We start from the raw sequence: 23,868 nt of genomic DNA, 5'->3' as shown, positions 1-23,868 counted from the left end.
AGGAGCGTGAAGAAAATCGCCTACCGCATTTTACAATGAGAGCGAGGAGAACCGTCGTGCTAGAAGAATACCGTAAGCACGTAGCTGAGCGTGCCGCCATGGGGATTGTTGCCAAACCCTTAGACGCAACCCAAATGGCCGCGCTGGTAGAACTGCTGAAAAACCCGCCAGCGGGTGAAGATGAATTCCTGTTAGATCTGCTTACCAACCGTGTACCGCCGGGCGTCGATGAAGCCGCCTATGTTAAAGCCGGATTCCTTGCCGCTATCGCTAAAGGCGAAGCGACCTCCCCACTGGTTACCCCTGAAAAAGCCGTTGAACTGCTGGGCACCATGCAGGGCGGTTACAATATTCATCCCCTGATTGAAGCGCTGGAAGATGCCAAACTGGCGCCGATTGCGGCGAAAGCGCTGTCCCATACCCTGCTGATGTTCGATAACTTCTATGACGTAGAAGAGAAAGCCAAAGCGGGTAATGAATACGCTAAACAGGTTATGCAATCCTGGGCTGACGCCGAGTGGTTCCTGAACCGTCCGCAACTGGCGGAAAAAATTACCGTTACCGTCTTCAAAGTTACCGGCGAAACCAATACCGATGACTTGTCTCCGGCGCCTGATGCCTGGTCCCGTCCGGATATCCCACTGCACGCTCTGGCGATGCTGAAAAACGCTCGTGAAGGTATTGAGCCGGATCAGCCGGGCGCAGTCGGTCCGATTAAACAAATTGAAGCGCTGCAGCAGAAAGGCTTCCCGCTGGCCTACGTTGGCGACGTTGTCGGTACCGGTTCTTCGCGTAAATCCGCCACCAACTCGGTGCTGTGGTTCATGGGCGACGATATCCCGAACGTACCGAACAAGCGCGGCGGCGGCCTGTGCCTGGGCGGCAAAATTGCGCCTATCTTCTTCAATACAATGGAAGATGCGGGCGCTCTGCCTATTGAAGTGGACGTGAGCAACCTGAACATGGGCGACGTCATTGACGTTTACCCGTTCAAAGGCGAAGTGCGTAACCACGAAACCAACGAGCTGTTGGCAAGCTTCGAACTGAAAACCGATGTACTGATCGACGAAGTGCGCGCCGGTGGCCGTATTCCGCTGATCATTGGTCGCGGACTGACGACCAAAGCGCGCGAAGCGCTGGGTCTGCCGCACAGCGACGTCTTCCGTCATGCGAAAGATGTGGCGGAAAGCAACCGCGGCTTCTCTCTGGCGCAGAAAATGGTTGGCCGCGCCTGCGGCGTTGCCGGTATTCGTCCGGGCGCTTATTGCGAGCCGAAAATGACCTCCGTCGGTTCTCAGGACACCACCGGTCCAATGACCCGCGATGAGCTGAAAGACCTGGCGTGCCTGGGCTTCTCCGCTGACCTGGTGATGCAGTCCTTCTGTCACACTGCAGCCTATCCGAAGCCGGTTGACGTCACCACGCACCACACTCTGCCGGACTTCATCATGAACCGCGGCGGTGTTTCACTGCGTCCGGGCGATGGCGTTATCCACTCCTGGCTGAACCGTATGCTGCTGCCTGATACCGTAGGTACCGGCGGCGACTCCCATACCCGTTTCCCGATTGGTATCTCCTTCCCGGCGGGCTCAGGTCTGGTGGCCTTCGCCGCCGCGACCGGCGTGATGCCGCTGGATATGCCGGAATCAGTACTGGTGCGCTTCAAAGGTAAAATGCAGCCGGGCATTACCCTGCGCGACCTGGTTCACGCCATCCCGCTGTATGCTATCAAGCAGGGCCTGCTGACCGTTGAGAAGAAAGGGAAGAAAAATATCTTCTCTGGCCGCATCCTTGAAATCGAAGGTCTGCCGGATCTGAAAGTCGAGCAGGCATTTGAACTGACCGATGCTTCTGCCGAGCGTTCTGCTGCTGGTTGTACCATTAAGCTGAACAAAGAGCCGATCGTCGAGTATTTGAACTCCAACATCGTCCTGCTGAAGTGGATGATCGCGGAAGGTTACGGCGATCGTCGTACGCTGGAGCGCCGTATCCAGGGCATGGAAAAATGGCTGGCGGATCCGCAGCTGCTGGAAGCCGACGCTGATGCGGAATACGCGGCAGTGATCGACATCGATCTGGCGGATATCAAAGAGCCAATCCTGTGCGCACCGAACGATCCGGACGATGCGCGTCTGCTGTCAGACGTGCAGGGCGAGAAGATCGACGAAGTGTTTATCGGTTCCTGCATGACCAACATTGGCCACTTCCGTGCTGCCGGTAAACTGCTGGACAGCCACAAAGGCCAACTGCCGACTCGCCTGTGGGTGGCGCCGCCAACCCGTATGGATGCCGCGCAGTTGACAGAAGAAGGCTACTACAGCGTGTTTGGTAAGAGCGGCGCGCGTATCGAAATCCCTGGCTGTTCCCTGTGTATGGGCAACCAGGCGCGCGTGGCTGACGGCGCGACGGTCGTGTCGACCTCTACCCGTAACTTCCCGAACCGTTTAGGTACCGGCGCCAACGTCTATCTGGCCTCTGCCGAACTGGCGGCGGTCGCTTCTCTGCTGGGCAAACTGCCGACGCCGGAAGAGTATCAGACCTTCGTCGCTCAGGTTGATAAGACGGCGGAAGATACCTATCGCTACCTGAACTTTAACCAGCTGGATCAGTACACTGAAAAAGCTGACGGCGTGATCTTCCAGACCGCCGTGTAATCCGTTCGGTCAGCCCGGCTGACCGTTTGGCTACAAACTCTCCAATGCCCGCTGAACATTGCATCAGCGGGCATTTTTATTTTTAAACCTCCCACCCGTTGCGCTTTTTTTCTTCCTGTCTGCTGCGATAATTAGGTTATGGGTACAGTGCAGCGGTGACGCATTGCCCTTGCAGAGGAAAAGATTATGGATTACGAATTTCTGCGCGATATTACCGGTGTGGTAAAGGTGCGAATGTCGATGGACCACGAGGCGATTGGGCACTGGTTCAACGAAGAGGTGAAAGATAACCTGGCCTTTCTGGATGAAGTGGAACAGGCAGCGCGCACCGTGAAAGGCAGTGAACGTTCCTGGCAACGGGCCGGCCATGAATATACGTTGTGGCTGGATGGCGAAGAAGTGATGATCCGCGCCAACCAACTGGAATTTTCCGGCGATGAAATGGAAGAGGGGATGAATTACTACGACGAAGAGAGCCTCTCTCTTTGCGGTGTGGAGGATTTCCTGCAGGTGGTTGCCGCATACCGTGAATTTATGCAGCAGCGTTAATGATTCGTTCGGTGCCGGGCGGTGCGGAACCCCGTAGGCCCGGCAAGCAAAAGCGCCGCCGGGCATTTCAGGCATTACACCGCAGGGATATTGCGGGCGTAATAAATTTCCCGCATCTCTTTCCACAGCAGGTCGGTAATCACCTTGCGCTCTTGTTCGCTTAACTCTTCCGGTTTGGTGTGGAACATGTAGTGTTTCAGATCGAACTCTTTCAGCATCATTTTGGTATGGAACATATTTTCCTGATAGACGTTCACGTCCACCATGTCATAGAGCGACTTCATATCTTCTGACATGAAGTTCTGAATAGAGTTGATTTCATGATCGATAAAATGCTTCATGCCGTTGATATCACGGGTGAAACCACGCACGCGATAATCAATGGTTACGATATCGGATTCCAGCTGGTGAATCAGGTAGTTCAACGCCTTCAGCGGTGAAATCACTCCACAGGTGGAGACTTCAATATCGGCGCGGAAGGTGCACAGACCGCCTTCCGGATGGCTTTCCGGATAGGTATGCACGCAGATGTGGCTTTTATCGAGATGTGCGACCACGGTCTCAGGCAGCGGGCCCGGATGCTCGCTCTGATCGATAAGCTGCGGATCGATAGGCTCTTCGCTAACCAAAATGGTGACGCTTGCGCCCTGCGGTTCATAATCCTGGCGTGCGATGTTGAGTATGTTGGCGCCAATGATTGAACAGGTCTCGGAGAGGATTTCCGTCAGGCGGTTGGCATTATAGAGTTCATCGATATAGGCGATATAGCCATCGCGCTCTTCGGCGGTTTTAGCGTAGCAGATATCGTAAATACAAAAACTCAGGCTTTTAGTCAGGTTGTTGAAGCCGTGCAGCTTAAGCTTTTTCAATTTGGTTCACCTCCTCGTTTCAGGTTAGCTGGCGGTCAGCGCATCCAGCAGGTATTGCGGTAGCGCGAAAGCCGCGGTATGAATTGCCGGATTGTAATAACGGCATTGCAGCCCGGCGCTATGGAAGCGGGCCTGAATAATTTCCGTCGACAAATGACGCAGGGCTTCATTATCGGTCGCCCAGGCAAAGGTCATGATACCGCCATAGTAGGTCGGGATCGCCGCCTGGTAGAAGCTGACATCGGTGAAATAGTGGCTGAGTTTGCGATGGCTGCCTACCGCTTCATCCTGCTGCAGGAAGCTTACGCCGTTCTGGGCAACGAAAATTCCGCCGGGGTTCAGGCAACGTTTACAGCCAGCATAAAACGCCGAGGTAAACAGGCTCTCACCGGGGCCGATCGGGTCAGTACAGTCGGAGATAATGACATCAAAAGTTTGTGACGTTTGGTTGACGAAGTTCACGCCGTCATCAATCACCAGCGTAAAGCGCGGGTCGTCATAGGCGCCGGCGTTATGGTTTGGAAGGTACTGACGGCAGAACGATACCACTCCGGCGTCGATTTCCACCATGGTAATGGTTTCGATATGTTGGTGGCGGGAGACTTCACGCAGCATCGCGCCATCGCCGCCGCCGATGATCAGCACGTGCTTTGCGTGACCATGGGCCAGCAGCGGAACGTGGGTCATCATTTCATGGTAAATAAACTCATCGCGCTCGGTGGTTTGCACCACGCCATCAAGCGCCATCACGCGGCCAAATGCCGCATTTTCGAAGATGATTAAATCCTGATGATCGGTCTTCTCATGGTACAGCACGTTATCAACGGTAAAATATTGACCAAAATGGTCGTGCAGCGTCTCATGCCACTGATTACTCTCGGCCATGGCTTACTCCTCCTTTGTTAACTTCTGTGGTGCCCACAAAGCGGGCACCCCATCATAGCCAACTATAGATAGAGATTGATATGGCGAATAGTGAACCTTCTACTGTTTGGCTGAACTCTCGCTAGCGTGAGGTTTTCGGCGCAGGTGTTTTGGGTTGTTGATCGCTATTGGGCCTGACGTCAACAATTCGGACGGTATACACCATCGTCGCGCCCGGCGGAATTTTTCCAGGGATCCCTTTGCTGCCGTAGGCGCGCTCCGATGGAACCACGATAGTGATGGCGCCATGGTTATTCAGGCGTTTAAGCGGTTCACGGAAGGTCACGGGATACTGACTTAGCGCCTGTGACCAGACCTTATCTTCGGCTTCCATATCGTTTATCACGGTACCGTCGATCAAGCTTTCTTTGATAACGACGGTGACGATATCGTTTTCACCGACCTTACCTTTGCCGGGGTAATCTATGCGGCTATAGATCCCGCCTTTGAGTAGAACGCCTTTCTGCGCGGCAAATTGCTGCTGATACTTTTTACCTTCGCGGAGGGTTTGCTGCTCAATTTTATCAATGTTTTTGTATAACTGCTGCGACACGTCGAAAAGCGCCTTATTGCGCGCTTGTTCATCCAGCGCCAGCTTACCGGCAAAAACATCGTTAATGCCCTTAATAACGGTCTCCTGTTGCAGATTTAACCCTTTCGCTGCCTGGCTGGACAGCGTTTTAAGCGCATCTTGCCCTATTGATACACCGACGGAGTATGCCTGCTGCTGTGGGGCATTACTGAGGTTTAGCGCGGGTGATTTGGTTGGCGCGGTGGTGGTTTTTACTGCGGCGAGTTCGGCGCTCAGTTTCTGTTTCTCCGCCATTGCCGCAGCCAGCTTGTCGCTCAGGGCCTGCTTGTCTGTCTCCAGCGCGTTGAGCTTTACCGTTTGCGTCTGCAGAGAGGCGGCAGAGCGTTTGAGATTATCTGCGCCCTCGGCTTTTTCCTGCTGGAAGGTGCGGGCTTGCTGGACAAGCCGCTTGTTTTCCGTGTCCAGCGCGGTTATCCGGCCCTGAAGCTGTGCGATGGTTTTATTCAACGCTGAATTATCTACCGGCGCTGGCGTGACGGCGGGAGGTTGTGATTTTAGCTGTGCCTGCAGCTGGCGGATGGTCTTATCTTTGTCGGCGATGAGACTTTTTTGCGCGGCCAGTTTTTTTTGCAGTGCTGCCGTATTGTTGTCGCGGGCCCTGGCGGGTTTACTGACCTCCGATGCCGGAGGTATCTCTTTCTTCTCTTTGTTCTCTTTTTTCTCCTGCTGCTGGACATAGTTGAGAAACGCAGGCGCGCCGTCATCCGCTTGCGCATGACCAATAAAAAAGGACGCCAGCAAAATGAAGGCCAGCGTCAATATATTAAGGCGAATTATCATAGCGCCTGTCACTTCACCGCATTATCGCCGCGCATGACCAGACTATCGATCAGCGACTTTTCAATATCGGCGCAAAGCTTAATGGATTTAAATTGATACATGGAATCGATGCCCTGACGGGTGGGATCGGCGACTTTCGTTCGCACTGAATTATATTGCGACGCCGCACCTATCAGGGCGGTGAATTCACTACCCAGTCTTGAGGCTTCTTTCGGATTAACTTCTTTTAACGAATCCAACGCCTGGCGGCAGGCATTAAGCCGCTCCTGCTCAGCGGCCAGTCGCAGCTTTTCATTCTGTTGCGCATCGGTGGCGATGACGATTGGCGGCGTTATGGGAACGTTAGCCTGACGATGTGCCTGGCAACCCGCTAACATGATAATAGCGAAGGGAAATAAGCGAAAAATAGGTGAGATATTCAAAATGTCATTCCATGGCAATAAGAGAGGTTGCCAGCGATTTTAATTGTCCTGTTGGTCTTTGCAATAAATGAGGAGTTGAATTATTTACTCTCGAATGTGATTTTTACGGATAAATTAAACTTTTGGTTAATTAATAAAAATAAAGAAAAATAGGGGCGTGAAATAAAAAATATCGGTTAATGAATTCATATTTCGTCAATGCTGGTGGAGAGGGGGAGGCGTGAATACACAGATGCAGCCGCATCGCCGCGGCTGCAGATAGGCTTACTTCACATAGGCCAGCAGGCTGAGGGAGTCTCGGGCCAGAGCTTTGCATTTTTTGGCTGTTGGGATTTTGATACCGCTGAGATCGCGATAGCTATCCTCACCTAATGCTTTCATATTAAAGCTGTCGTAGTTGCTGAGGTCCCATTGGTTTTGCTGGGCAAAAAAGACCAACGCGCGGCGAATTTGCGTATTTGGCAAATTTTGATAGCCGCAATCGTTTTTCAGGAATACAAATACCGCCGTTAAATCAGCCATATCTTCCGCTTCGGATTCACTTAATGCATAGCTATTGGCGGAGAGGGCGAGCAGGCTGCCAAACAGCATTGTTCTGAAAAACGTCTTCATTTTTTCTACCATTGAAACACGGACAATCAAAGTTAGCATACTTCTTTACACCACGCAGAGCTTTATTCACAAGCTTCTGCTTGACCTTCCCGTTGCGGGAGGGTTTAAGCTTAAATATTCACCAGCAGAATAAAAGGATGTGAAAATGCAACGTCGTGAGTTTATCAAATTAAGCGCCGCGCTTGGCGCGGTCAGCGCCTTACCGCTCTGGAGCCGTTCGGTATTCGCTGCTGGCCGTCCGGCTTTGCCGGTCCCGGATTTATTGACCGCCGACGCGCGCAATCGCATTACGCTGACGATTCAAGCCGGAAAGACGCAGTTTGGCCCGCATCTTGCGACGACCTGGGGTTATAACGGCAGCCTCCTTGGGCCCGCGTTGAAGCTGAAGCAAGGTGAAGCGGTGACGGTAGATATTCATAACCGCCTGGCGGAGGAGACCACGGTCCACTGGCACGGACTAGAAGTGCCTGGCGAAGTCGATGGCGGCCCGCAGGGCGTCATCGCCGCAGGAGCCTCAAGGACGGTGAGTTTTACGCCGACGCAGCGAGCGGCGACCTGCTGGTTCCATCCTCATCAGCATGGTAAAACCGGCCGTCAGGTCGCGATGGGGCTGGCGGGTTTGGTGCTGATTGAAGATGTCGAGAGCGGGCAATTACTGCTGCCGAAGCAGTGGGGAATTGATGATGTTCCGGTGATCGTGCAGGACAAAAGATTCAATGCCAATGGAGAAATAGATTACCAGCTCGATATCATGAGCGCCGCCGTTGGCTGGTTTGGCGATACCCTGTTGACTAACGGCGCGCTGTATCCCGAACACGCTCCGCCGCGCGGTTGGCTGCGCCTGCGTCTGCTTAATGGTTGTAATGCCCGCTCGCTGAATTTCGCTACCAGCGATCGCCGCCCAATGTATGTAGTAGCAAGCGACGGCGGCCTGTTGGCGGAACCGGTCAAAGTGAGCGAACTGCCGGTACTGATGGGCGAGCGCTTTGAGGTATTGATTGATACCCGCGACGGAAAGGCATTTGATCTCCTGACGCTGCCGGTGAGCCAGATGGGGATGGCGATTGCGCCATTTGATAAGCCACAGCCGGTGCTTCGTATACAGCCGCTATTGATCCCGGCATCCGGTAAGCTACCCGATACTTTGGCGGCGATACCCGCGCTGCCGTCACTGGAGGGGCTGACGCAGCGCACGCTACAGCTGTCGATGGATCCGATGCTCGATATGATGGGAATGCAGGCACTGATGAAGAAATATGGCGACCAGGCGATGTCCGGTATGAACCATGGGATGATGATGGATCATGGCGACATGGGCAATATGAATCACGGTCAGATGAAGAATATGAACCATGGCGGCGGAATGGGACATGGCGCTTCATCTGATAAGGGCTTCGATTTCCATAACGCCAACCGTATCAACGGTAAAGCCTTTGATATGAATGTGCCGATGTTCGCCGCGGCCAGGGGGCAGTACGAGCGCTGGCTGATCTCCGGCAAGGGCGACATGATGCTGCATCCTTTCCATATTCATGGCACGCAATTCCGCATTCTGAGTGAAAATGGCCAGGCGCCAGCGGCGCATCGTCGCGGCTGGAAGGATACGGTAAGAGTGGAGGGCGGGGTGAGTGAAGTGCTGGTGAAGTTCGATCATCAGGCGCCCAGGGAGTTTGCCTATATGGCGCACTGTCATCTACTGGAGCATGAAGACACCGGGATGATGTTGGGGTTCACCGTTTAGGACTGTGCGGCCTGCCGCCCTCTCCCATAGGGGAGGGGGCAAACAAAAAAACGGCAACTTTCGTTGCCGTTTTGCGTTTTATTTCGCGTCATCCGGTAACGCATAGGCAACGATGTAGTCGCCCATTTTAGTACCGAACGAGCCATGACCGCCGGCAGAGATGACAACGTACTGCTTGCCATTCACTTCATAGGTCATCGGCGTCGCCTGGCCACCTGCAGGCAGACGCGCCTGCCACAGTTTTTCACCATTACTCATGTTGTAAGCGCGCAGGTAGTTATCGGCGGTGGCGGCGATAAACAGCACGTTACCGGCGGTTGAGATCGGTCCGCCCAGCATCGGCATACCCATATTGAACGGCAGCGGGACAGGCAGCGGGAACGGCAGACTATCCTGCGGCGTACCGATGCGTTTTTTCCACACCACTTCGTTGGTCTTCAGATCCAGCGCCGAGATATAACCCCATGCCGGTTGTTTACACGGCAGGCCAAACGGCGACAGGAACGGGTTCAGCGTAACGCCGAACGGCACGCCATACTGCGGCTGAACGCCAGACTCGGTACCGGAGCCTTTCGCGTCTTTTGGCGGTTCCATCGGGTTGCCCGGGCCGCGTGGGATCAGTTTAGAGACGAACGGCAGCGCCATCGGGTTGGCGATAGCCACCTGACGGTTAGGATCGACGGAGATGCCGCCCCACTCAAACATCCCCAGGTTACCCGGGAATACCAGCGTGCCCTGTTCGGACGGCGGCGTGAAGATACCTTCATAGCGCATCTGATGGAAGATAACGCGGCACACCAGCTGGTCAAACATGGTGGCGCCCCACATCTCTGCGCCGGTCAGGTCTTTCTTCGGACGGAAGCTCAGCTCGGAGAACGGCTGGGTTTTAGCAACGTAATCGCCTTTCGCCGCACCCTGCGGAACCGGTTTTTCCGGCGCCGGGACCACCAGTTCGCCATTACGACGATCCAGCACGAAGATGTTGCCGGTTTTGGCCGGAGCGTAAATCACCGGTACGCTTTTACCGTTCACATCAATGTCGGCCAATGTCGGCTGCGACGGCATATCCATATCCCACAGATCGTGGTGTACGGTTTGGTAGCTCCACGCCAGTTTACCGGTGGTTGCGTTCAGCGCCACGATAGAGCTGGCGTAACGTTCCTGTTCCGGTGTGCGGTTGCCGCCCCAGATATCCGGCGTGGTAACGCCCATCGGCAGATAGACTAAATCCAGCTTCGCGTCATAGGCGGCAGGCGCCCAGGAGTTAGGTGAATTGAGTGTGAAGTGATGCTCATCGCTCGGGATCGCATTAGGGTCTTTCGCACCCGGGTCGAAGGCCCACAGCAGTTTACCGGTATTCACATCAAAGCCGCGGATCACGCCTGATGGCTCGCGGGTGGAGAAGTTATCGGTTACCGCGCCGGCAATGACGATAGTCTTGTCGGTGATAATCGGCGGCGACGTCGGTTCATACATGCCCGGCGTGGTCACCGGCATGTTGGTCTGCAGGTTGAGAATGCCTTTATTAGCAAAGGTTTCGCACAGCTTACCGTTGTCGGCGTTCACCGCGAACAGACGGCCATCGTTGACCGGCAGAATAATACGGCGCGGGCAATCGGCGACGACGTCGGCAGGGGCGTTATCCGCTTTCGCTTCATGATAGGAGACGCCACGGCAGGTCACGTGCTGGAACGACGGATCGGCGTTCAGCTGCGGGTCAAAATGCCACTTCTCTTTACCGGTGGCTGCGTCAAGCGCGAACAGACGCTGGTGCGCGGTACACAGATACAGCGTGTCGCCAACTTTAATCGGCGTCACTTCGTTAGTGATTTCACCCGGATCGTTCGGCTGCTTCAGGTCGCCGGTGCGGAATACCCAGGCTTCCTTCAGGTTCTTCACGTTGTCGGCGTTAATCTGTTTCAGCGGCGAATAACGCTGGCCTTCCTGGTTACGGCCATAGGCCGGCCAGTCGCTATCGGCGACGGTAGAAATCGGCGCGGCAGGCGTCGCGTCAGCGCTCAGCGTACCGTTCACCTCCTGCGGGTCGTTGAAACCGGCCCAGGTCAGGATCCCGCCGCTAATCAACAGGGCGATAACCAGACCGCCCACGGCGCCAGCGGAGGGTACCGGCAGGCGACGCCAGACAAATGGCAGAATCAGCCAAATGCCGAAGAAGACCAGGATGTCGCTGCGCGGCGTCAGCGCCCAGAAGTCGAAGCCGACTTCCCATACCCCCCAAATCATGGTTGCCAGCAACAGGGCGGCATACAGCCACAGCGCTGCGCGCTTGCCGCGGAACAGCATGACGGTGACGGCCAGCATCACCAGGCCTGCGATAGGGTAGTACCAGGAACCGCCGATAGCGGCCAGCCATACCCCACCGATTAACAGATACAGGCCACAGAAGGCGGCAAACAGCGCCGTCAGCGTGACAAGTAACCGTGATTGTTGAGATTTTGTTTCTGCCATAGAAAGACACTCTTCAGTTGTTAATTTTTTAACTGCAATTAATTATAGGATTTAACAACTGTGATCGGAATCACAAATATGGCTTTATTATTCACTGCACCGAAGATTTCGTTTTGCTGGTATACTGTATCGCTTGCCGGTCAACGTCGGTGTGAAAGCAGCGGCTTTGAAGATTTATCCTAAGAATCAAATGGTTAGTTTAATGAAACATACTGTAGAAGTGATGATCCCGGAAGCCGAGATCAAAGCGCGTATCGCCGAACTGGGTCGTCAAATTAATGAACGCTACAAAGACAGCGGCAGCGAAATGGTGCTGGTGGGTCTGTTGCGCGGTTCATTTATGTTTATGGCTGACCTGTGCCGTGAGGTTCAGGTGCCGCATGAAGTCGACTTTATGACCGCCTCCAGCTATGGCAGCGGCATGTCCACCACCCGCGATGTCAAAATCCTTAAAGACCTGGATGAAGATATTCGCGGTAAAGACGTATTGATCGTCGAAGACATCATCGATTCCGGCAACACCCTGTCTAAAGTGCGCGAAATCCTCAGCCTGCGCGAGCCGAAATCACTGGCTATCTGTACGCTGCTGGATAAACCAAGCCGTCGTGAAGTGAACGTCCCGGTGGAGTTTGTCGGTTTTGCCATTCCGGATGAGTTCGTGGTGGGCTACGGTATCGACTACGCTCAGCGCTATCGTCATCTGCCGTATGTCGGCAAAGTGATCCTGCTGGACGAGTAATTATTGTTGCGGTCCCGGATAGGGCGAGCGCCTTATCCGGGGCGGTGAGGGCGGCGGCTATTTATGGTTGGCGTGCTTGCTCTTGAGATTGGAAATCCCGTGGCGATAGCGCTGCTCGAGGGTTTCCCGGCTGACGGCGGTGACATCAAGATCGCGCAGTAGTCCGTCGTGAATACCATAAGCCCAACCGTGGATCGTCACTTTTTGTCCACGTTTCCACGCCGACTGCATGATCGTCGAGTGTCCCAGGTTGTATACCTGCTCCATCACGTTCAGTTCGCAAAGTGTATCCAGACGCCGCTCTTCCGGCATCTCACCGAGCAGCGAACTGTGTTTAAACCAGATATCGCGAATGTGTAGCAGCCAGTTATCAATAAGCCCCAATTCCGGGTTTTCGACCGCCGCCTGTACACCGCCGCAGCCGTAGTGGCCGCAGATAATAATGTGTTCGACTTCCAGCACGTCAACGGCGTATTGCACCACCGACAGACAGTTCAGGTCGGTGTGGATCACCAGATTGGCAACGTTACGGTGCACGAACAACTCACCGGGTTCCAGGCCGGTTAAGCGCTCTGCGGGGACGCGGCTATCGGAACAGCCAATCCACAGAAAACGCGGTTTCTGCGCCTGCGACAATTTCGCAAAGAAGCCGGGGTCCTCTTCCACCAGCATTTTTGACCATAGTGCATTATTGCTGATGAGTGTATCTATATCATTCATGGACGTTTACGGCCTGTAACCAAGTAAGTGCGTTGCGCTAATATAGGGTAAGCTCACCTTTTTGAAAACATTACATCACGTGTGATGACACGAGAAGAGATATTTAATGACCATTGCTCTGGAATTAAAACAGCTCAAGAAAACCTATCCCGGCGGGGTTCAGGCGCTGAAAGGCATTGACCTGCAGGTTGAAGCCGGCGACTTTTATGCGCTGCTGGGCCCGAACGGCGCGGGGAAATCCACGACTATCGGCATCATTAGTTCGCTGGTTAATAAAACCTCCGGCCAGGTTAACGTATTTGGTTACGACCTGGAAAAAGATGTGGTGAACGCCAAACGCCAGCTCGGGCTGGTGCCGCAGGAGTTCAACTTCAACCCGTTCGAAACCGTACAGCAGATCGTGGTTAACCAGGCGGGTTACTATGGCGTTGAGCGTAAAGAAGCGATCTTGCGTAGCGAAAAGTATCTGAAACAGCTCGATCTGTGGGAAAAGCGCAATGAACGCGCGCGTATGCTCTCCGGTGGGATGAAGCGCCGCCTGATGATTGCCCGCGCGCTGATGCATGAGCCGAAGCTGCTCATTCTTGATGAACCCACCGCCGGGGTTGATATCGAACTACGTCGCTCGATGTGGGGGTTCCTCAAAGATCTCAACGATAAAGGCACCACCATTATCCTCACGACCCACTATCTGGAAGAAGCGGAAATGCTGTGCCGCAATATCGGCATTATCCAGAGCGGCGAGCTGGTGGAAAACACCTCAATGAAGGCGCTGCTGGCAAAGCTGAAATCGGAAACCTTTATCCTCGATCTGGCGCCGAAAAGCCCGCTGCCGACCCTCGATGGATATCAATACCGGCTGGTTGATACCTCGACGCTGGAAGTTGAAGTCCTGCGCGAGCAGGGGATTAACAGCGTTTTCGCCCAGCTAAGCGCCCAGGGCGTGCAGGTATTAAGTATGCGTAACAAGGCCAACCGTCTGGAAGAGCTGTTTGTCACGCTGGTGCACGACAAAAAAGGAGAATCAGCATGATGCAGCTTTACTGGGTCGCGCTGAAAAGCATCTGGACCAAAGAGATCCACCGGTTTATGCGTATCTGGGTTCAGACGCTGGTGCCGCCGGTGATCACCATGACCCTCTATTTCGTCATCTTTGGCAATTTGATCGGCTCACGGATCGGCGAGATGCACGGTTTTACCTACATGCAGTTTATCGTGCCGGGGCTGATTATGATGGCGGTGATCACCAACGCCTACGCCAACGTCGCCTCGTCGTTCTTCAGCGCCAAGTTTCAGCGCAACATTGAGGAACTGCTGGTGGCGCCGGTGCCAACCCACGTGGTGATCGCCGGTTACGTCGGCGGCGGGGTGGCGCGCGGGCTGTGCGTCGGGATTCTGGTTACGGCTATCTCGCTGTTCTTCGTCCCGTTCCAGGTTCATTCCTGGCTGTTCGTCGCCCTGACGCTGATTTTGACGGCAATCCTGTTCTCGCTGGCGGGCCTGCTCAATGCGGTATTTGCGAAAACCTTCGACGACATCAGCCTGATCCCGACTTTCGTGCTGACGCCGCTGACCTATCTTGGCGGGGTGTTCTATTCGCTGACGCTGTTGCCGCCGTTCTGGCAGGCGCTGTCGCATTTGAACCCGATCGTCTACATGATTAGCGGCTTCCGTTTTGGCTTCCTCGGCATTCATGACGTCCCGCTGGCGACCACCTTTGGCGTGCTGGTGGTGTTTATCGTGGCCTTCTATATTCTGTGCTGGTATCTGATCCAGCGCGGGCGCGGCCTGCGTAGCTAATCCTCTCTGTTAGCGCCCCCGCTAATTTCACTGTGGCGGGGCGCTAAGCGGTAATTTTTGATACCCATCACCCCATCTCAACGCTTGCCCTGCTAAATTGTTTGCCTGCTAAGGAGGTAGGCGATGTTAGGTTGGGTAATTACCTGCCATGATGAACTGGCGCAGGAGATGCTGGATCGTCTGGAGAAAAAGTTTGGCCCGCTGGCGCAATGCCGGGCGGTGAATTACTGGCGTAATCTGAGCGTCAATATGCTGAGCCGCATGATGTGCGACGCGCTGCATGCCACCGACTGCGGCGATGGGGTGATTTTTCTCACCGATAAAACCGGTGCCGCGCCGTATCGCGCCGCCGCGCTGATGAGTCACAAACACACCCACTGTGAAGTGATTTCCGGCATTCGCTATCCATTGCTGGAAGAAATGTATTTACAGCGCTATACCCTCAGCAGTGATGCCTTCCGTAATGCTATCGTTAGCGCCGGAGGCCCCACGGTGAGCAGCCTGTGGCATCAGCAGCAAAAAAATCCGCCTTTTCGTCTCCTGCATGATACGTTCGGAAATTAGGCATTAGCATTGATGCCGCTTTTGTTACAATGGCGGCATTCAGGTTTACCGGTTCGATGCGCATGTTTGCCCGAGTCATTACATTGTTCCTTTTTCTGGCATCAGCCAGCGTTTCCGCCAGCCTGCTCAGCCAGCAGGGCGTTCCCGCACGCTATATGCAAGTCACGGAAGATGCCGATATCTGGGCGCAGGTCGGCAACCATGTGGTGAGCGTCGGCAACGTTCGCGCCGGGCAGATCCTTGCCGTGGTGCCGACCACGGCAGACTATTATGAATTCAATTTCGGCTTCGGTACCGGCTTTATTGATAAAGGACATCTGGGGGCGGTGCAAGGCGCAAAACGGGTTGAGGATAGCCTGGGCGATTTACGCCAGCCATTGAGCAACCAGAACCTGCTGACCTGGAAAGATACGCCGGTATACGATGCGCCATCAGTGGGTAGCCCGCCGTTTGGTACATTAGCGAATAACCTGCGCTATCCCATTATCAGCAAGCTGAAAGATCGCCTTAATCAGACCTGGTATCAGATTCGTATCGGCAACCGGCTGGCGTGGGTGAGTAGTCTGGATGCGCAGGAGGATAACGGCATTCCGCTACTGACTTATCACCATATTCTGCGTGATGAAGAAAATAGCCGTTTTCGCCATACCTCCACCACCACTTCGGTGCGCGCTTTCAGTAACCAGATGACCTGGCTGCGAGACCAGGGTTATACCACCCTAACGATGTATCAACTGGAAGGGTATCTGCGTAACAAAATCAATCTGCCAGCGCGCTCGGTGGTGATTACCTTTGATGACGGCCTCAAGTCGGTGAATCGCTACGCTTATCCGATCCTCAAGCAGTACGGCTTCCACGCGACGGCGTTTATTATCTCATCGCGGATCAAACGTCATCCGCAAAAGTGGGATCCGAAATCGCTGCAGTTTATGAGTATCTCTGAGCTCAGGCAGATTCAGGACGTGTTTGATGTGCAGTCGCATACCCATTTTCTGCACCGGGTCGATGCCGCCCGTCACCCGATATTGCTCAGCCGGAATTATCACAACATTCTCTTTGATTTCGAGCGTTCCCGGCGGGCGCTGAGTCAGTTTAATCCGCACGTGCTGTATCTTTCGTATCCGTTCGGCGGCTATAACGCCACGGCGGTCAAGGCGGCGAACGATGCCGGTTTTCATCTGGCGGTAACGACGGTGAGAGGGAAGGTGAAACCGGGGGATAATCCGTTCCTGCTGAAGCGGTTGTATATCTTACGTACCGATTCGCTGGAGACGATGTCGCGGCTTATCAGTAATCAGCCGCAAGGATAAACCGGCGCTGCGGCTGAGCGCAGCGCCGTAAGAATCAGGCAACCTGCACCGGAATGGCTTTCGCCTGGCGCTTCATTTCGTTATCGCCTTCGAAATAGGCGACTTTCGGCTGCCAGGTGCGGGCTTCTTCGTCAGACATGGTCACGAAGCTGGCGATAATGAGGATATCGCCCACGCTTGCGCAGTGCGCCGCAGCGCCGTTGACGGAGATAATCTTCGAACCACGCTCGGCGGCGATCGCATAAGTTGAGAAACGGTTACCGTTGGTCACGTTCCACAGATGAATGGCTTCATTTTCCAGAATACCGGCCGCTTCGAGGAAATCCTGGTCAATGGCGCAGGAACCTTCGTAATGCAGGTCAGCCTGCGTGACTTTAACGCGATGGAGCTTGCCCTGCAGCATATTACGCATCATAACTTCTACCTTCCAACCTTTATGTAGCAAAGCGGACACGGCATCCGCTTTGAGAAAATAACCCGATTTTTCGTTCCAGGCTACTGGCCCAGCTCGACGATTTTGTTATCAATCAGGCGCGCCTGGCCCAGCCATGCTGCCATCAGGATCACCGCGCGTTTGCTGGCTTCCGTCAGCTCCAGCAGAGTGTCGGCATCGCGGATCTGGATATCGTCGGCACGAAAACCTGATTCATTGAGCTCCTGCTCGGCGATGGCAATGATTTCCTCAAGGTTACGCTCGCCTGCGGCAAGTTTGCCCGCTACCGTACTCAGCACTTTGTACAGACCGGGGGCGATTTTACGCTGCTCGGCGGTCAGATAACCGTTACGCGAGCTCAGCGCCAGGCCGTCTTTAGCGCGGATGATCGGCACGCCGACGATCTCAATGTCGTAGCCCATATCGGCGACCATTTTGCGGATCAGCGCCAGCTGCTGGAAATCTTTCTCGCCGAAGCAGGCGACATCCGGCTGCACCAGGTTGAACAGTTTGCTGACAATGGTCGAGACGCCGCGGAAGTGGCCAGGGCGGCTGGCGCCTTCCAGCATGGTCGACAGGCCAGGAACGTCAACGAAAGTCTGTCCTTCAGTACCCTGCGGATAAATTTCCGCCGGCGCCGGAGCAAAGACAAAGTCGACCTTGCGCTTGTTCAGCTTTTCGCAATCCTCCTGCAGGGTGCGCGGATAGCGCGCCAGATCGTCCGGGCGGTCAAATTGCATCGGATTCACGAAGATACTGACCACCACGACATCCGCGCAGGCTTTGGCTTCATCGACCAGCTTCATATGGCCATCGTGCAGGTTGCCCATGGTGGGAACCAGCGCAATGCGCTTGCCTTCCTGGCGTAAACGACGGATATGCTGGCGCAGCAGCGGCAGGGTTTCAATTATCAGCACAACAAGACTCCTTAATGGAAACTATGTTCTTCGCCCGGATAGGCCCCGGATTCGACTTCGGCAATATACTGCCGTACCGCGGCGCGGATGTCGCCCGCTTCTGCGAGGAAATTCTTCGCGAATTTAGGAATGTGACCGCCGGTGATCCCGAAAGCGTCATGCATCACCAGAATTTGCCCGTCGGTCACGTTGCCTGCGCCGATGCCGATAACCGGGATCGTCAGCGCTTCGGTGATGCGTTTTGCCAGCTCTACCGGCACGCACTCCAGCACCAGCAGCTGGGCGCCGGCCGCTTCCAGGGCTAACGCGTCATCAAACAGCGCCTGCGCCGCATCGCCGCGGCCCTGAACTTTATAGCCGCCGAACACGTTGACCGACTGCGGCGTCAGGCCGAGGTGACCGCAAACCGGTACCGCGCGCTCTGCCAGCATCCTGACGGTATCAGCCAGCCAGGCGCCGCCTTCAAGTTTGACCATATTGGCGCCGGCGCGCATCACGACGGCGGCATTTTCGAAGGTTTGCTCCGGCGTGGCGTAGGCCATGAACGGCAGGTCGGCGAGCAGCAGGCTGTTCGGCGCGCCGCGGCGCACAGCACGGGTATGGTAAGCGATATCGTCAACGGTCACCGGCAGCGTGGAGTCGTGGCCCTGTACCGTCATCCCCAGCGAATCGCCCACCAGCAGGACGTTAATGCCTTCATCGGCAAAAAGCTTAGCGAAGCTGTAGTCGTAGGCGGTGATAGTGGCGAAGCGCTTTTTCTCCTGTTTGCATTTCTGCAGCAGGGCAATGGTGGTCGGTTTCATAACGTTTCCTGATGATGAAAGTCATATTAACCGGCATTCTAACAGCAGCATTCAGGGGGGCAATGATTTTGGGCAACCGATTACCACTATCGCCGTAAATGCTAAAAAAGGGAGTAGGGGTTACCAGATGGCAGGCTTTTCGGCGCCCAGATTTTCCAGCGCGGTGCGAAGGGCGAGGCCATCGGGGAAGTGGAGCTGCGGGGCGATTTCAAACAGTGGCCAGAGCATAAAACCGCGATTTTTCATATCGTAGTGCGGCACCGTCAGACGCTCGCTGTTAATGATTGCGTCGCCAAACAGCATGATGTCGAGGTCCAGCGTACGCGGCCCCCAGCGTTCGGCTTTGCGCACCCGCCCCTGCTGCAGTTCGATGCGCTGAGTGTGATCGAGCAGCGCTTCTGGCGCGAGCGAGGTTTCAAGCGCGACGGCGGCATTGAGATAGTCAGGCTGATCCTGTGGCCCCAGCGGTGGCGTACGGTACAGTGAAGATACGCTCACCACGCGGCTGTCCGGAATGTCGGCCAGCGCGCGGATAGCCGCATTCACTTGTTCGAGCGGCGAGGCGAGATTACTGCCAATGGCGATATAGACCAGGGTCATGCGTTACCCTGACGCGGCGCGCGTTTACGCGGGCGGCGATGGCGGCGGCGCGGAGCCGGATCGTCGCCGAGGTCGTTGAGCATATCTTTCTGTTCCGGCGGCGCGGCCACCTGGAACTCGCCCCACCATTTGGCCAGGCGCTGCAGTTCGTGGTTGTTCTCGGCGCCAGCGCGCAGTTCAAGCAGGTCATAGGCGGCGCGGAACTTCGGATGCTCCATGAGTTTCCACGCGCGTTTGCCCTGACGGCGGGACATACGAAGCTGCAACTGCCAGATGTCGCGCACCAGGGTGGTGATGCGTTTAGGGATCGCCAGCGTCCGGCAGGCTTCATCCAGCACGTCATTCATTGCCAGCGCGAAGGCGTCGTAATAGGCCAGCCCGCTCTCCTGCGCGATTTTCTGCGCCATTTCCAGCAGCGGATACCAGAACATGACCGCGAACAGGAATGCCGGGTTAACGCGCATATCGTTATGCAGGCGGTTATCGGTGTTCTTCAGCACCTGAATGATGATGCGTTCCATCGGGCTATCGCCGCGCTCGGTGAAGTAGCGGGTGATCGTCGGGAACAGCGGCTGGAACAGGCTGTATTCGCGCAGCAGTTGGTAGGTTTCATAACCATAACCCGCCTGCAGCAGTTTCAGCACTTCTTCAAACAGACGCGCCGGCGGTACGTCGTGCAGCAGGGTAGCCAGACGTGGGATTGGCTCGGCGCTTTCGGGGCTGATGCGCATATGCAGTTTGGCGGCGAAACGAACCGCGCGCAGCATGCGCACCGGATCCTCACGGTAACGGGTTTCCGGGTCGCCAATCAGGCGTATCACCCCTTCCTGCAGATCGCGCATTCCACCAACGTAGTCGCGTACGGTGAAGTCCGCCACGCTGTAATAAAGGCTATTGATGGTGAAGTCGCGGCGCTGGGCATCCTCTTCGATAGAGCCGAAGATGTTATCGCGCAGCAGCATGCCGTTCTGGCCGCGCTGGGAGGTGACGCGGTCGTTGGTGTGGCCTTCGTGATGGCCGCGGAAGGTGGCGACCTCAATGATTTCCGGCCCGAACATCACGTGCGCCAGGCGGAAGCGACGGCCCACCAGGCGGCAGTTGCGGAACAGTTTACGTACCTGGTCCGGGGTCGCGCTGGTGGTGACGTCAAAATCTTTTGGTTTCTTGCCCAGCAGCAGGTCGCGAACGCCGCCGCCGACCAGGTAAGCTTCGTAGCCCGCCTTGTTCAGTCGATAGAGCACCTTGAGCGCGTTTTCACTGATATCTTTGCGGGAAATTGCATGCTGTTCACGCGGGATCACCGTCATATGCGTTTGTTCGACGGCGGCAGCCTCTGCCTCGCGCTCTTCACGGCTTAGCACCTTGCGGCAAAAATTAGCGACTCGGGTAAAAATGGTGCACCTCGTAGTGTCAGACGAACTTCGGATAAAACATTACTCTATGGGCTTCAGGTTGCATTTAAACGGCAAATTCAGGGGCAACCTGAAGGGCGACGAGCAAAAATAGCGGCTAATCATAGCTCAGCGGGAGCCATTTGAGAATGCTGGATTTTTGCTGGCTGCCAGTTGGCTATCGCTTGTTTGAGTAAATCGTCAATACTCAGGGCTTGCCAATCCTCAACGACATCCTGATTCAAAAATGTTAATGCCCGCACAATTTCCGGGCGCGGATCGCCCTCCGGCAGGGCCGGGGCGTGGTTCTGTTTTGAGAGCTTATTACCTTCGGCATTCAGCGCCAGCGGCAGGTGTACGTAATCTGGTACAGGCCAGCCAAAGTGTTGATACAGCGAAATTTGTCGTACCGTTGGCTCGATGAGATCGGCGCCGCGGACGATTTCGCTGACCCCCTGAAAATGGTCGTCAACCACTACCGCCAGGTTATAGGCGAACAGCCCATCGCGACGATGGATGATGAAATCTTCCCGCGCCAGCGGTTCGTCGGCGACGAGGGTCCCGCGCAACTGGTCATAAAATTCCAGTACCGGACGGGTCTGGCGCAGGCGCAGCGCGGCGTTTTCGGCGCCAAGGCGCAAATCGCGACAGTGACCGTCGTAGATCCCGCCGACGCTGTGAATGCGCGCGCGGGTGCAGGTGCAGTAGTAGCAGAGATCCCGATCGCGCAGCCAGGCGAGGCGCTCGCGATAGGCATCGTGCCGCTGGGACTGCCACAGTACCTCGCCGTCCCAGTGCAGACCGTAGCGATCGAGCTGTCGCAAAATGGTGTCGGCGGCGCCGGGAACTTCCCGCGGCGGGTCAATATCTTCAATGCGTACGCGCCAGATACCGCCTTTCGCCCGCGCCTGTAGATAGCTGCCAAGGGCGGCGATTAATGAGCCGAAGTGGAGTTCGCCGGAAGGTGAGGGAGCAAAGCGCCCTATATAGTCTGAATCGGTCATGTTAAACACAAGGGGAATCAGGCGGGAGAAACTCCCGCCAGAGAGTGAGGTAGCTGGGAATTAACCCGCCATCTGTTTTTCGCGAATTTCCGCCAGCGTCTTGCAGTCGATGCACAGGTCAGCTGTTGGACGCGCTTCCAGACGGCGAATGCCAATCTCCACGCCACAGGATTCGCAGAAGCCGAAGTCTTCGTCTTCGACTTTTTTCAGTGTTTTCTCAATCTTCTTGATGAGTTTACGTTCGCGGTCGCGGTTACGCAGCTCCAGGCTGAACTCTTCTTCCTGCGCGGCACGGTCGACCGGGTCCGGGAAGTTAGCAGCTTCATCCTGCATATGCGTTACGGTGCGATCCACTTCATCCCTGAGTTGATTACGCCATGCTTCAAGAATGCGCTTGAAGTGCGCCAGCTGGGCTTCGTTCATATACTCTTCGCCCGGCTTCTCTTGGTACGGCTCCACCCCAGCGATGGCGAGAATACTCAGGGACGATGTTTTACGGTTTTGCCCTTCTTGCATGTTGCTTCTCCTTAACACGCACTATCGATCCCCATGTGGGGGAAAAATCAGGCCGCTATAAATAGCAGATGCTTTTCCGGATAGCAATTATCTAAACGTTACACTTGACAACGCTGTGAAGAAAAGCGTATTTGCGCTCGCGAACCGGACACAATTTAGCCTTTTAATTACCGGGGGTTAACGCCACGGCGATCGGCTTATTCAGAGTCATCATTTTGGTAGAAAGTTCCGCTTTCCAGGCGAGAATTTCTACCCCCTTTTCCTGCGCCTCTATCAACAGCTGTGCGTATTTGGCATCAATATGATGCGCGGGTGAGAAACGGTCTATCGCCGAATGCAGCACGGCGAATAAAATCACGGCCCGATGGCCCGCGGCAGCGACGCTCATGAGTTCCCGCAGGTGCTTCTGACCGCGTGCGGTAACGGCATCGGGAAAATAACCGTACTCTTTTTCCGCCAACGTAACCGATTTCACTTCAATATAGCAGTTACGGCGGTCTTCTGCCTGTAACATAAGGTCGATTCGGCTATTTTCTTCACCATATTTTACTTCGCTTTTCAGAATGTTATACCCGGCAAGCTCAGGGATATTTCCGGCGAGTACCGCTTCCTTCGCCAGGGTATTTGCCCGCAAGGTGTTAACGCATATGACGGCCCCCTGCCGGGTTTCAGTTAATTCCCAGGTATGCGCATATTTACGTTTAGGATTATCGGACGTGGAATACCAGACGGTATCTCCCGGCGCGGCGCAGCCGGTCATGGCGCCGGTATTCGGGCAGTGCAGCGTCAGCGCCTGGCCCTCCGGCGTGATGACATCGGCCAGAAACCGTTTGTAACGTTTAATTAAAGTGGCGGACTGCAAAGGCGGAGTGAACAGCATCAGAGTTCCCTGGTAAATGGATAACGTTCCAGCGCGTTGTAGCGGGCGCGCCCGCGGATAAAGCTGGACTCATAAAGCACGAATTCGTTGACCGGCACCTGCCAGCAAAAAACCGGCGGCGGGATCGGCACCGCGTGGCGGGCGTCGCGCAGGAGGGTGATATGCGGATGAAACGGCTGCGGGCTTTGATAGCAGCCGCTCCGCGCCGCCTGGGCGCGCAACATATTTGCCAGCTGCAGCATGCCGCGCGGCGGCTGGCGGGTACCGAGCCAGACTACGCGCGAACGCAGCCACTGGCCGGCGTCGTCGAGCGTCAGGGTAAAGGGCGGTTGCTGAATGCGTCCGGCCATCGCCGACAGCGCGCGCTGTTTTTCAGCGCTGACGTCGCCGAGAAACGCCAGCGTCAGATGCAGGTTATCGGCGGCGACCGGCCTTCCGGCATCGTCGGCAAAATGGGCGGCGCGCCAGTGAATAATCTGTTTCTGTATCGCTTTCGGCAGTTCAAGAGCGAAAAACAGCCGTTTCGGCTCGGACATGATAGAGACTCGGTAATGAATTACGGGGATGCTACAATGCTTG

The 23,868-nt window shown here is 55.4% G+C and carries 25 protein-coding genes; 9 read left to right on the top strand and 16 right to left on the bottom strand.

What is annotated here, in order from left to right; translation table 11 throughout:
- The first annotated feature begins 56 nt into the window (after nucleotides 1–56).
- Nucleotides 57–2,654, top strand: a complete 2,598-nt coding sequence (acnB, locus tag ABLU78_RS05885) for a bifunctional aconitate hydratase 2/2-methylisocitrate dehydratase (protein ID WP_015704419.1) — start codon at nucleotides 57–59, stop codon at nucleotides 2,652–2,654.
- Nucleotides 2,655–2,840: 186 nt separating this feature from the next.
- Nucleotides 2,841–3,203 carry a protein YacL gene (gene yacL, locus ABLU78_RS05880; protein ID WP_048230137.1) on the top strand — a complete coding sequence of 121 codons (363 nt, stop codon included), beginning with the start codon at nucleotides 2,841–2,843 and terminating at the stop codon, nucleotides 3,201–3,203.
- A gap of 74 nt (nucleotides 3,204–3,277) precedes the next feature.
- Here yacL and speD read toward each other — a convergent pair whose 3' ends face one another.
- From speD to ABLU78_RS05855, 5 genes are all read right to left on the bottom strand, one after another.
- Nucleotides 3,278–4,072 (bottom strand): adenosylmethionine decarboxylase, encoded by a 795-nt coding sequence (speD, locus tag ABLU78_RS05875; RefSeq protein WP_015368213.1) that lies wholly within the window; start codon nucleotides 4,070–4,072, stop codon nucleotides 3,278–3,280.
- Nucleotides 4,073–4,096: 24 nt separating this feature from the next.
- On the bottom strand, nucleotides 4,097–4,957 hold the full coding sequence (gene speE, locus ABLU78_RS05870) for a polyamine aminopropyltransferase (RefSeq protein ID WP_015704420.1): 861 nt from the start codon (nucleotides 4,955–4,957) through the stop codon (nucleotides 4,097–4,099).
- Between the two features lie 121 nt (nucleotides 4,958–5,078).
- Nucleotides 5,079–6,368 carry an FKBP-type peptidyl-prolyl cis-trans isomerase N-terminal domain-containing protein gene (locus ABLU78_RS05865; protein WP_048230138.1) on the bottom strand — a complete coding sequence of 430 codons (1,290 nt, stop codon included), beginning with the start codon at nucleotides 6,366–6,368 and terminating at the stop codon, nucleotides 5,079–5,081.
- 8 nt (nucleotides 6,369–6,376) lie between these two features.
- Nucleotides 6,377–6,790: a hypothetical protein gene (locus ABLU78_RS05860; RefSeq protein ID WP_048230139.1), complete on the bottom strand. Its 414-nt coding sequence runs from the start codon at nucleotides 6,788–6,790 to the stop codon at nucleotides 6,377–6,379.
- Between the two features lie 264 nt (nucleotides 6,791–7,054).
- Nucleotides 7,055–7,402, bottom strand: coding sequence for a YacC family pilotin-like protein (locus ABLU78_RS05855; RefSeq protein WP_015704423.1), 348 nt, complete (start codon nucleotides 7,400–7,402; stop codon nucleotides 7,055–7,057).
- 145 nt (nucleotides 7,403–7,547) lie between these two features.
- On the opposite strand from ABLU78_RS05855, the gene cueO reads away from it, so the two are divergent.
- Nucleotides 7,548–9,143 (top strand): multicopper oxidase CueO, encoded by a 1,596-nt coding sequence (cueO, locus tag ABLU78_RS05850; protein ID WP_048230140.1) that lies wholly within the window; start codon nucleotides 7,548–7,550, stop codon nucleotides 9,141–9,143.
- 78 nt (nucleotides 9,144–9,221) lie between these two features.
- Here cueO and ABLU78_RS05845 read toward each other — a convergent pair whose 3' ends face one another.
- Entirely contained in the window at nucleotides 9,222–11,612 is a 2,391-nt protein-coding gene (locus tag ABLU78_RS05845; protein WP_348820246.1) for a glucose/quinate/shikimate family membrane-bound PQQ-dependent dehydrogenase, read from the bottom strand.
- Nucleotides 11,613–11,690: 78 nt separating this feature from the next.
- Here ABLU78_RS05845 and ABLU78_RS05840 point away from each other — a divergent pair, with 78 nt between their 5' ends.
- The gene (locus tag ABLU78_RS05840) at nucleotides 11,691–11,795 is read left to right on the top strand and encodes a hypothetical protein (RefSeq protein WP_161801955.1); all 105 of its coding nucleotides are present in this window, start codon (nucleotides 11,691–11,693) and stop codon (nucleotides 11,793–11,795) included.
- A gap of 19 nt (nucleotides 11,796–11,814) precedes the next feature.
- Nucleotides 11,815–12,351, top strand: coding sequence for a hypoxanthine phosphoribosyltransferase (gene hpt, locus ABLU78_RS05835; protein ID WP_015368206.1), 537 nt, complete (start codon nucleotides 11,815–11,817; stop codon nucleotides 12,349–12,351).
- A 57-nt stretch (nucleotides 12,352–12,408) separates the two neighbouring features.
- Here hpt and can read toward each other — a convergent pair whose 3' ends face one another.
- Nucleotides 12,409–13,071, bottom strand: coding sequence for a carbonate dehydratase (gene can, locus ABLU78_RS05830; RefSeq protein ID WP_015368205.1), 663 nt, complete (start codon nucleotides 13,069–13,071; stop codon nucleotides 12,409–12,411).
- A gap of 106 nt (nucleotides 13,072–13,177) precedes the next feature.
- On the opposite strand from can, the gene ABLU78_RS05825 reads away from it, so the two are divergent.
- The 4 genes from ABLU78_RS05825 to ABLU78_RS05810 all read left to right on the top strand — a co-directional run bounded on the left by ABLU78_RS05825 (nucleotide 13,178) and on the right by ABLU78_RS05810 (nucleotide 16,745).
- Nucleotides 13,178–14,104 (top strand): ABC transporter ATP-binding protein, encoded by a 927-nt coding sequence (locus tag ABLU78_RS05825; protein ID WP_015368204.1) that lies wholly within the window; start codon nucleotides 13,178–13,180, stop codon nucleotides 14,102–14,104.
- Complete coding sequence (locus ABLU78_RS05820; protein ID WP_015368203.1) at nucleotides 14,101–14,871, top strand: ABC transporter permease; 771 nt, start codon at nucleotides 14,101–14,103, stop codon at nucleotides 14,869–14,871. The genes ABLU78_RS05825 and ABLU78_RS05820 overlap by 4 nt, the downstream gene beginning before the upstream one ends.
- A gap of 123 nt (nucleotides 14,872–14,994) precedes the next feature.
- A complete protein-coding gene (locus ABLU78_RS05815; protein ID WP_015368202.1) occupies nucleotides 14,995–15,435 on the top strand; it encodes a PTS sugar transporter subunit IIA in 441 nt (146 codons plus the stop codon).
- 56 nt (nucleotides 15,436–15,491) lie between these two features.
- A complete protein-coding gene (locus tag ABLU78_RS05810; RefSeq protein ID WP_046883565.1) occupies nucleotides 15,492–16,745 on the top strand; it encodes a polysaccharide deacetylase family protein in 1,254 nt (417 codons plus the stop codon).
- A gap of 34 nt (nucleotides 16,746–16,779) precedes the next feature.
- Here the strand turns inward: ABLU78_RS05810 and panD are convergent, their stop codons facing one another.
- From panD to thpR, 9 genes are all read right to left on the bottom strand, one after another.
- Entirely contained in the window at nucleotides 16,780–17,160 is a 381-nt protein-coding gene (panD, locus tag ABLU78_RS05805; protein ID WP_015368200.1) for an aspartate 1-decarboxylase, read from the bottom strand.
- Nucleotides 17,161–17,240: 80 nt separating this feature from the next.
- The gene (panC, locus tag ABLU78_RS05800) at nucleotides 17,241–18,095 is read right to left on the bottom strand and encodes a pantoate--beta-alanine ligase (RefSeq protein ID WP_015368199.1); all 855 of its coding nucleotides are present in this window, start codon (nucleotides 18,093–18,095) and stop codon (nucleotides 17,241–17,243) included.
- A gap of 11 nt (nucleotides 18,096–18,106) precedes the next feature.
- Nucleotides 18,107–18,898 carry a 3-methyl-2-oxobutanoate hydroxymethyltransferase gene (gene panB, locus ABLU78_RS05795; protein WP_015368198.1) on the bottom strand — a complete coding sequence of 264 codons (792 nt, stop codon included), beginning with the start codon at nucleotides 18,896–18,898 and terminating at the stop codon, nucleotides 18,107–18,109.
- A gap of 120 nt (nucleotides 18,899–19,018) precedes the next feature.
- Complete coding sequence (folK, locus tag ABLU78_RS05790) at nucleotides 19,019–19,498, bottom strand: 2-amino-4-hydroxy-6-hydroxymethyldihydropteridine diphosphokinase (protein WP_048230141.1); 480 nt, start codon at nucleotides 19,496–19,498, stop codon at nucleotides 19,019–19,021.
- Nucleotides 19,495–20,892, bottom strand: coding sequence for a polynucleotide adenylyltransferase PcnB (gene pcnB / locus ABLU78_RS05785; RefSeq protein WP_072060217.1), 1,398 nt, complete (start codon nucleotides 20,890–20,892; stop codon nucleotides 19,495–19,497). The genes folK and pcnB overlap by 4 nt, the downstream gene beginning before the upstream one ends.
- A gap of 119 nt (nucleotides 20,893–21,011) precedes the next feature.
- A complete protein-coding gene (gluQRS, locus tag ABLU78_RS05780; protein ID WP_015368195.1) occupies nucleotides 21,012–21,893 on the bottom strand; it encodes a tRNA glutamyl-Q(34) synthetase GluQRS in 882 nt (293 codons plus the stop codon).
- A 60-nt stretch (nucleotides 21,894–21,953) separates the two neighbouring features.
- Nucleotides 21,954–22,409, bottom strand: a complete 456-nt coding sequence (dksA, locus tag ABLU78_RS05775; RefSeq protein ID WP_007373199.1) for an RNA polymerase-binding protein DksA — start codon at nucleotides 22,407–22,409, stop codon at nucleotides 21,954–21,956.
- A 163-nt stretch (nucleotides 22,410–22,572) separates the two neighbouring features.
- The gene (gene sfsA, locus ABLU78_RS05770) at nucleotides 22,573–23,289 is read right to left on the bottom strand and encodes a DNA/RNA nuclease SfsA (RefSeq protein WP_015368194.1); all 717 of its coding nucleotides are present in this window, start codon (nucleotides 23,287–23,289) and stop codon (nucleotides 22,573–22,575) included.
- The gene (gene thpR / locus ABLU78_RS05765; RefSeq protein ID WP_048230143.1) at nucleotides 23,289–23,825 is read right to left on the bottom strand and encodes an RNA 2',3'-cyclic phosphodiesterase; all 537 of its coding nucleotides are present in this window, start codon (nucleotides 23,823–23,825) and stop codon (nucleotides 23,289–23,291) included. The genes sfsA and thpR overlap by 1 nt, the downstream gene beginning before the upstream one ends.
- Nucleotides 23,826–23,868: the final 43 nt, after the last annotated feature.

The sequence above is a fragment of the Klebsiella sp. JN_Kp122 genome, assembly GCF_040062085.1.
Classification (GTDB): domain Bacteria; phylum Pseudomonadota; class Gammaproteobacteria; order Enterobacterales; family Enterobacteriaceae; genus Klebsiella; species Klebsiella aerogenes.
The sequence above is the reverse complement of the archived record's forward strand: the minus strand, read 5'-3'. Positions and strand labels throughout refer to the sequence as shown.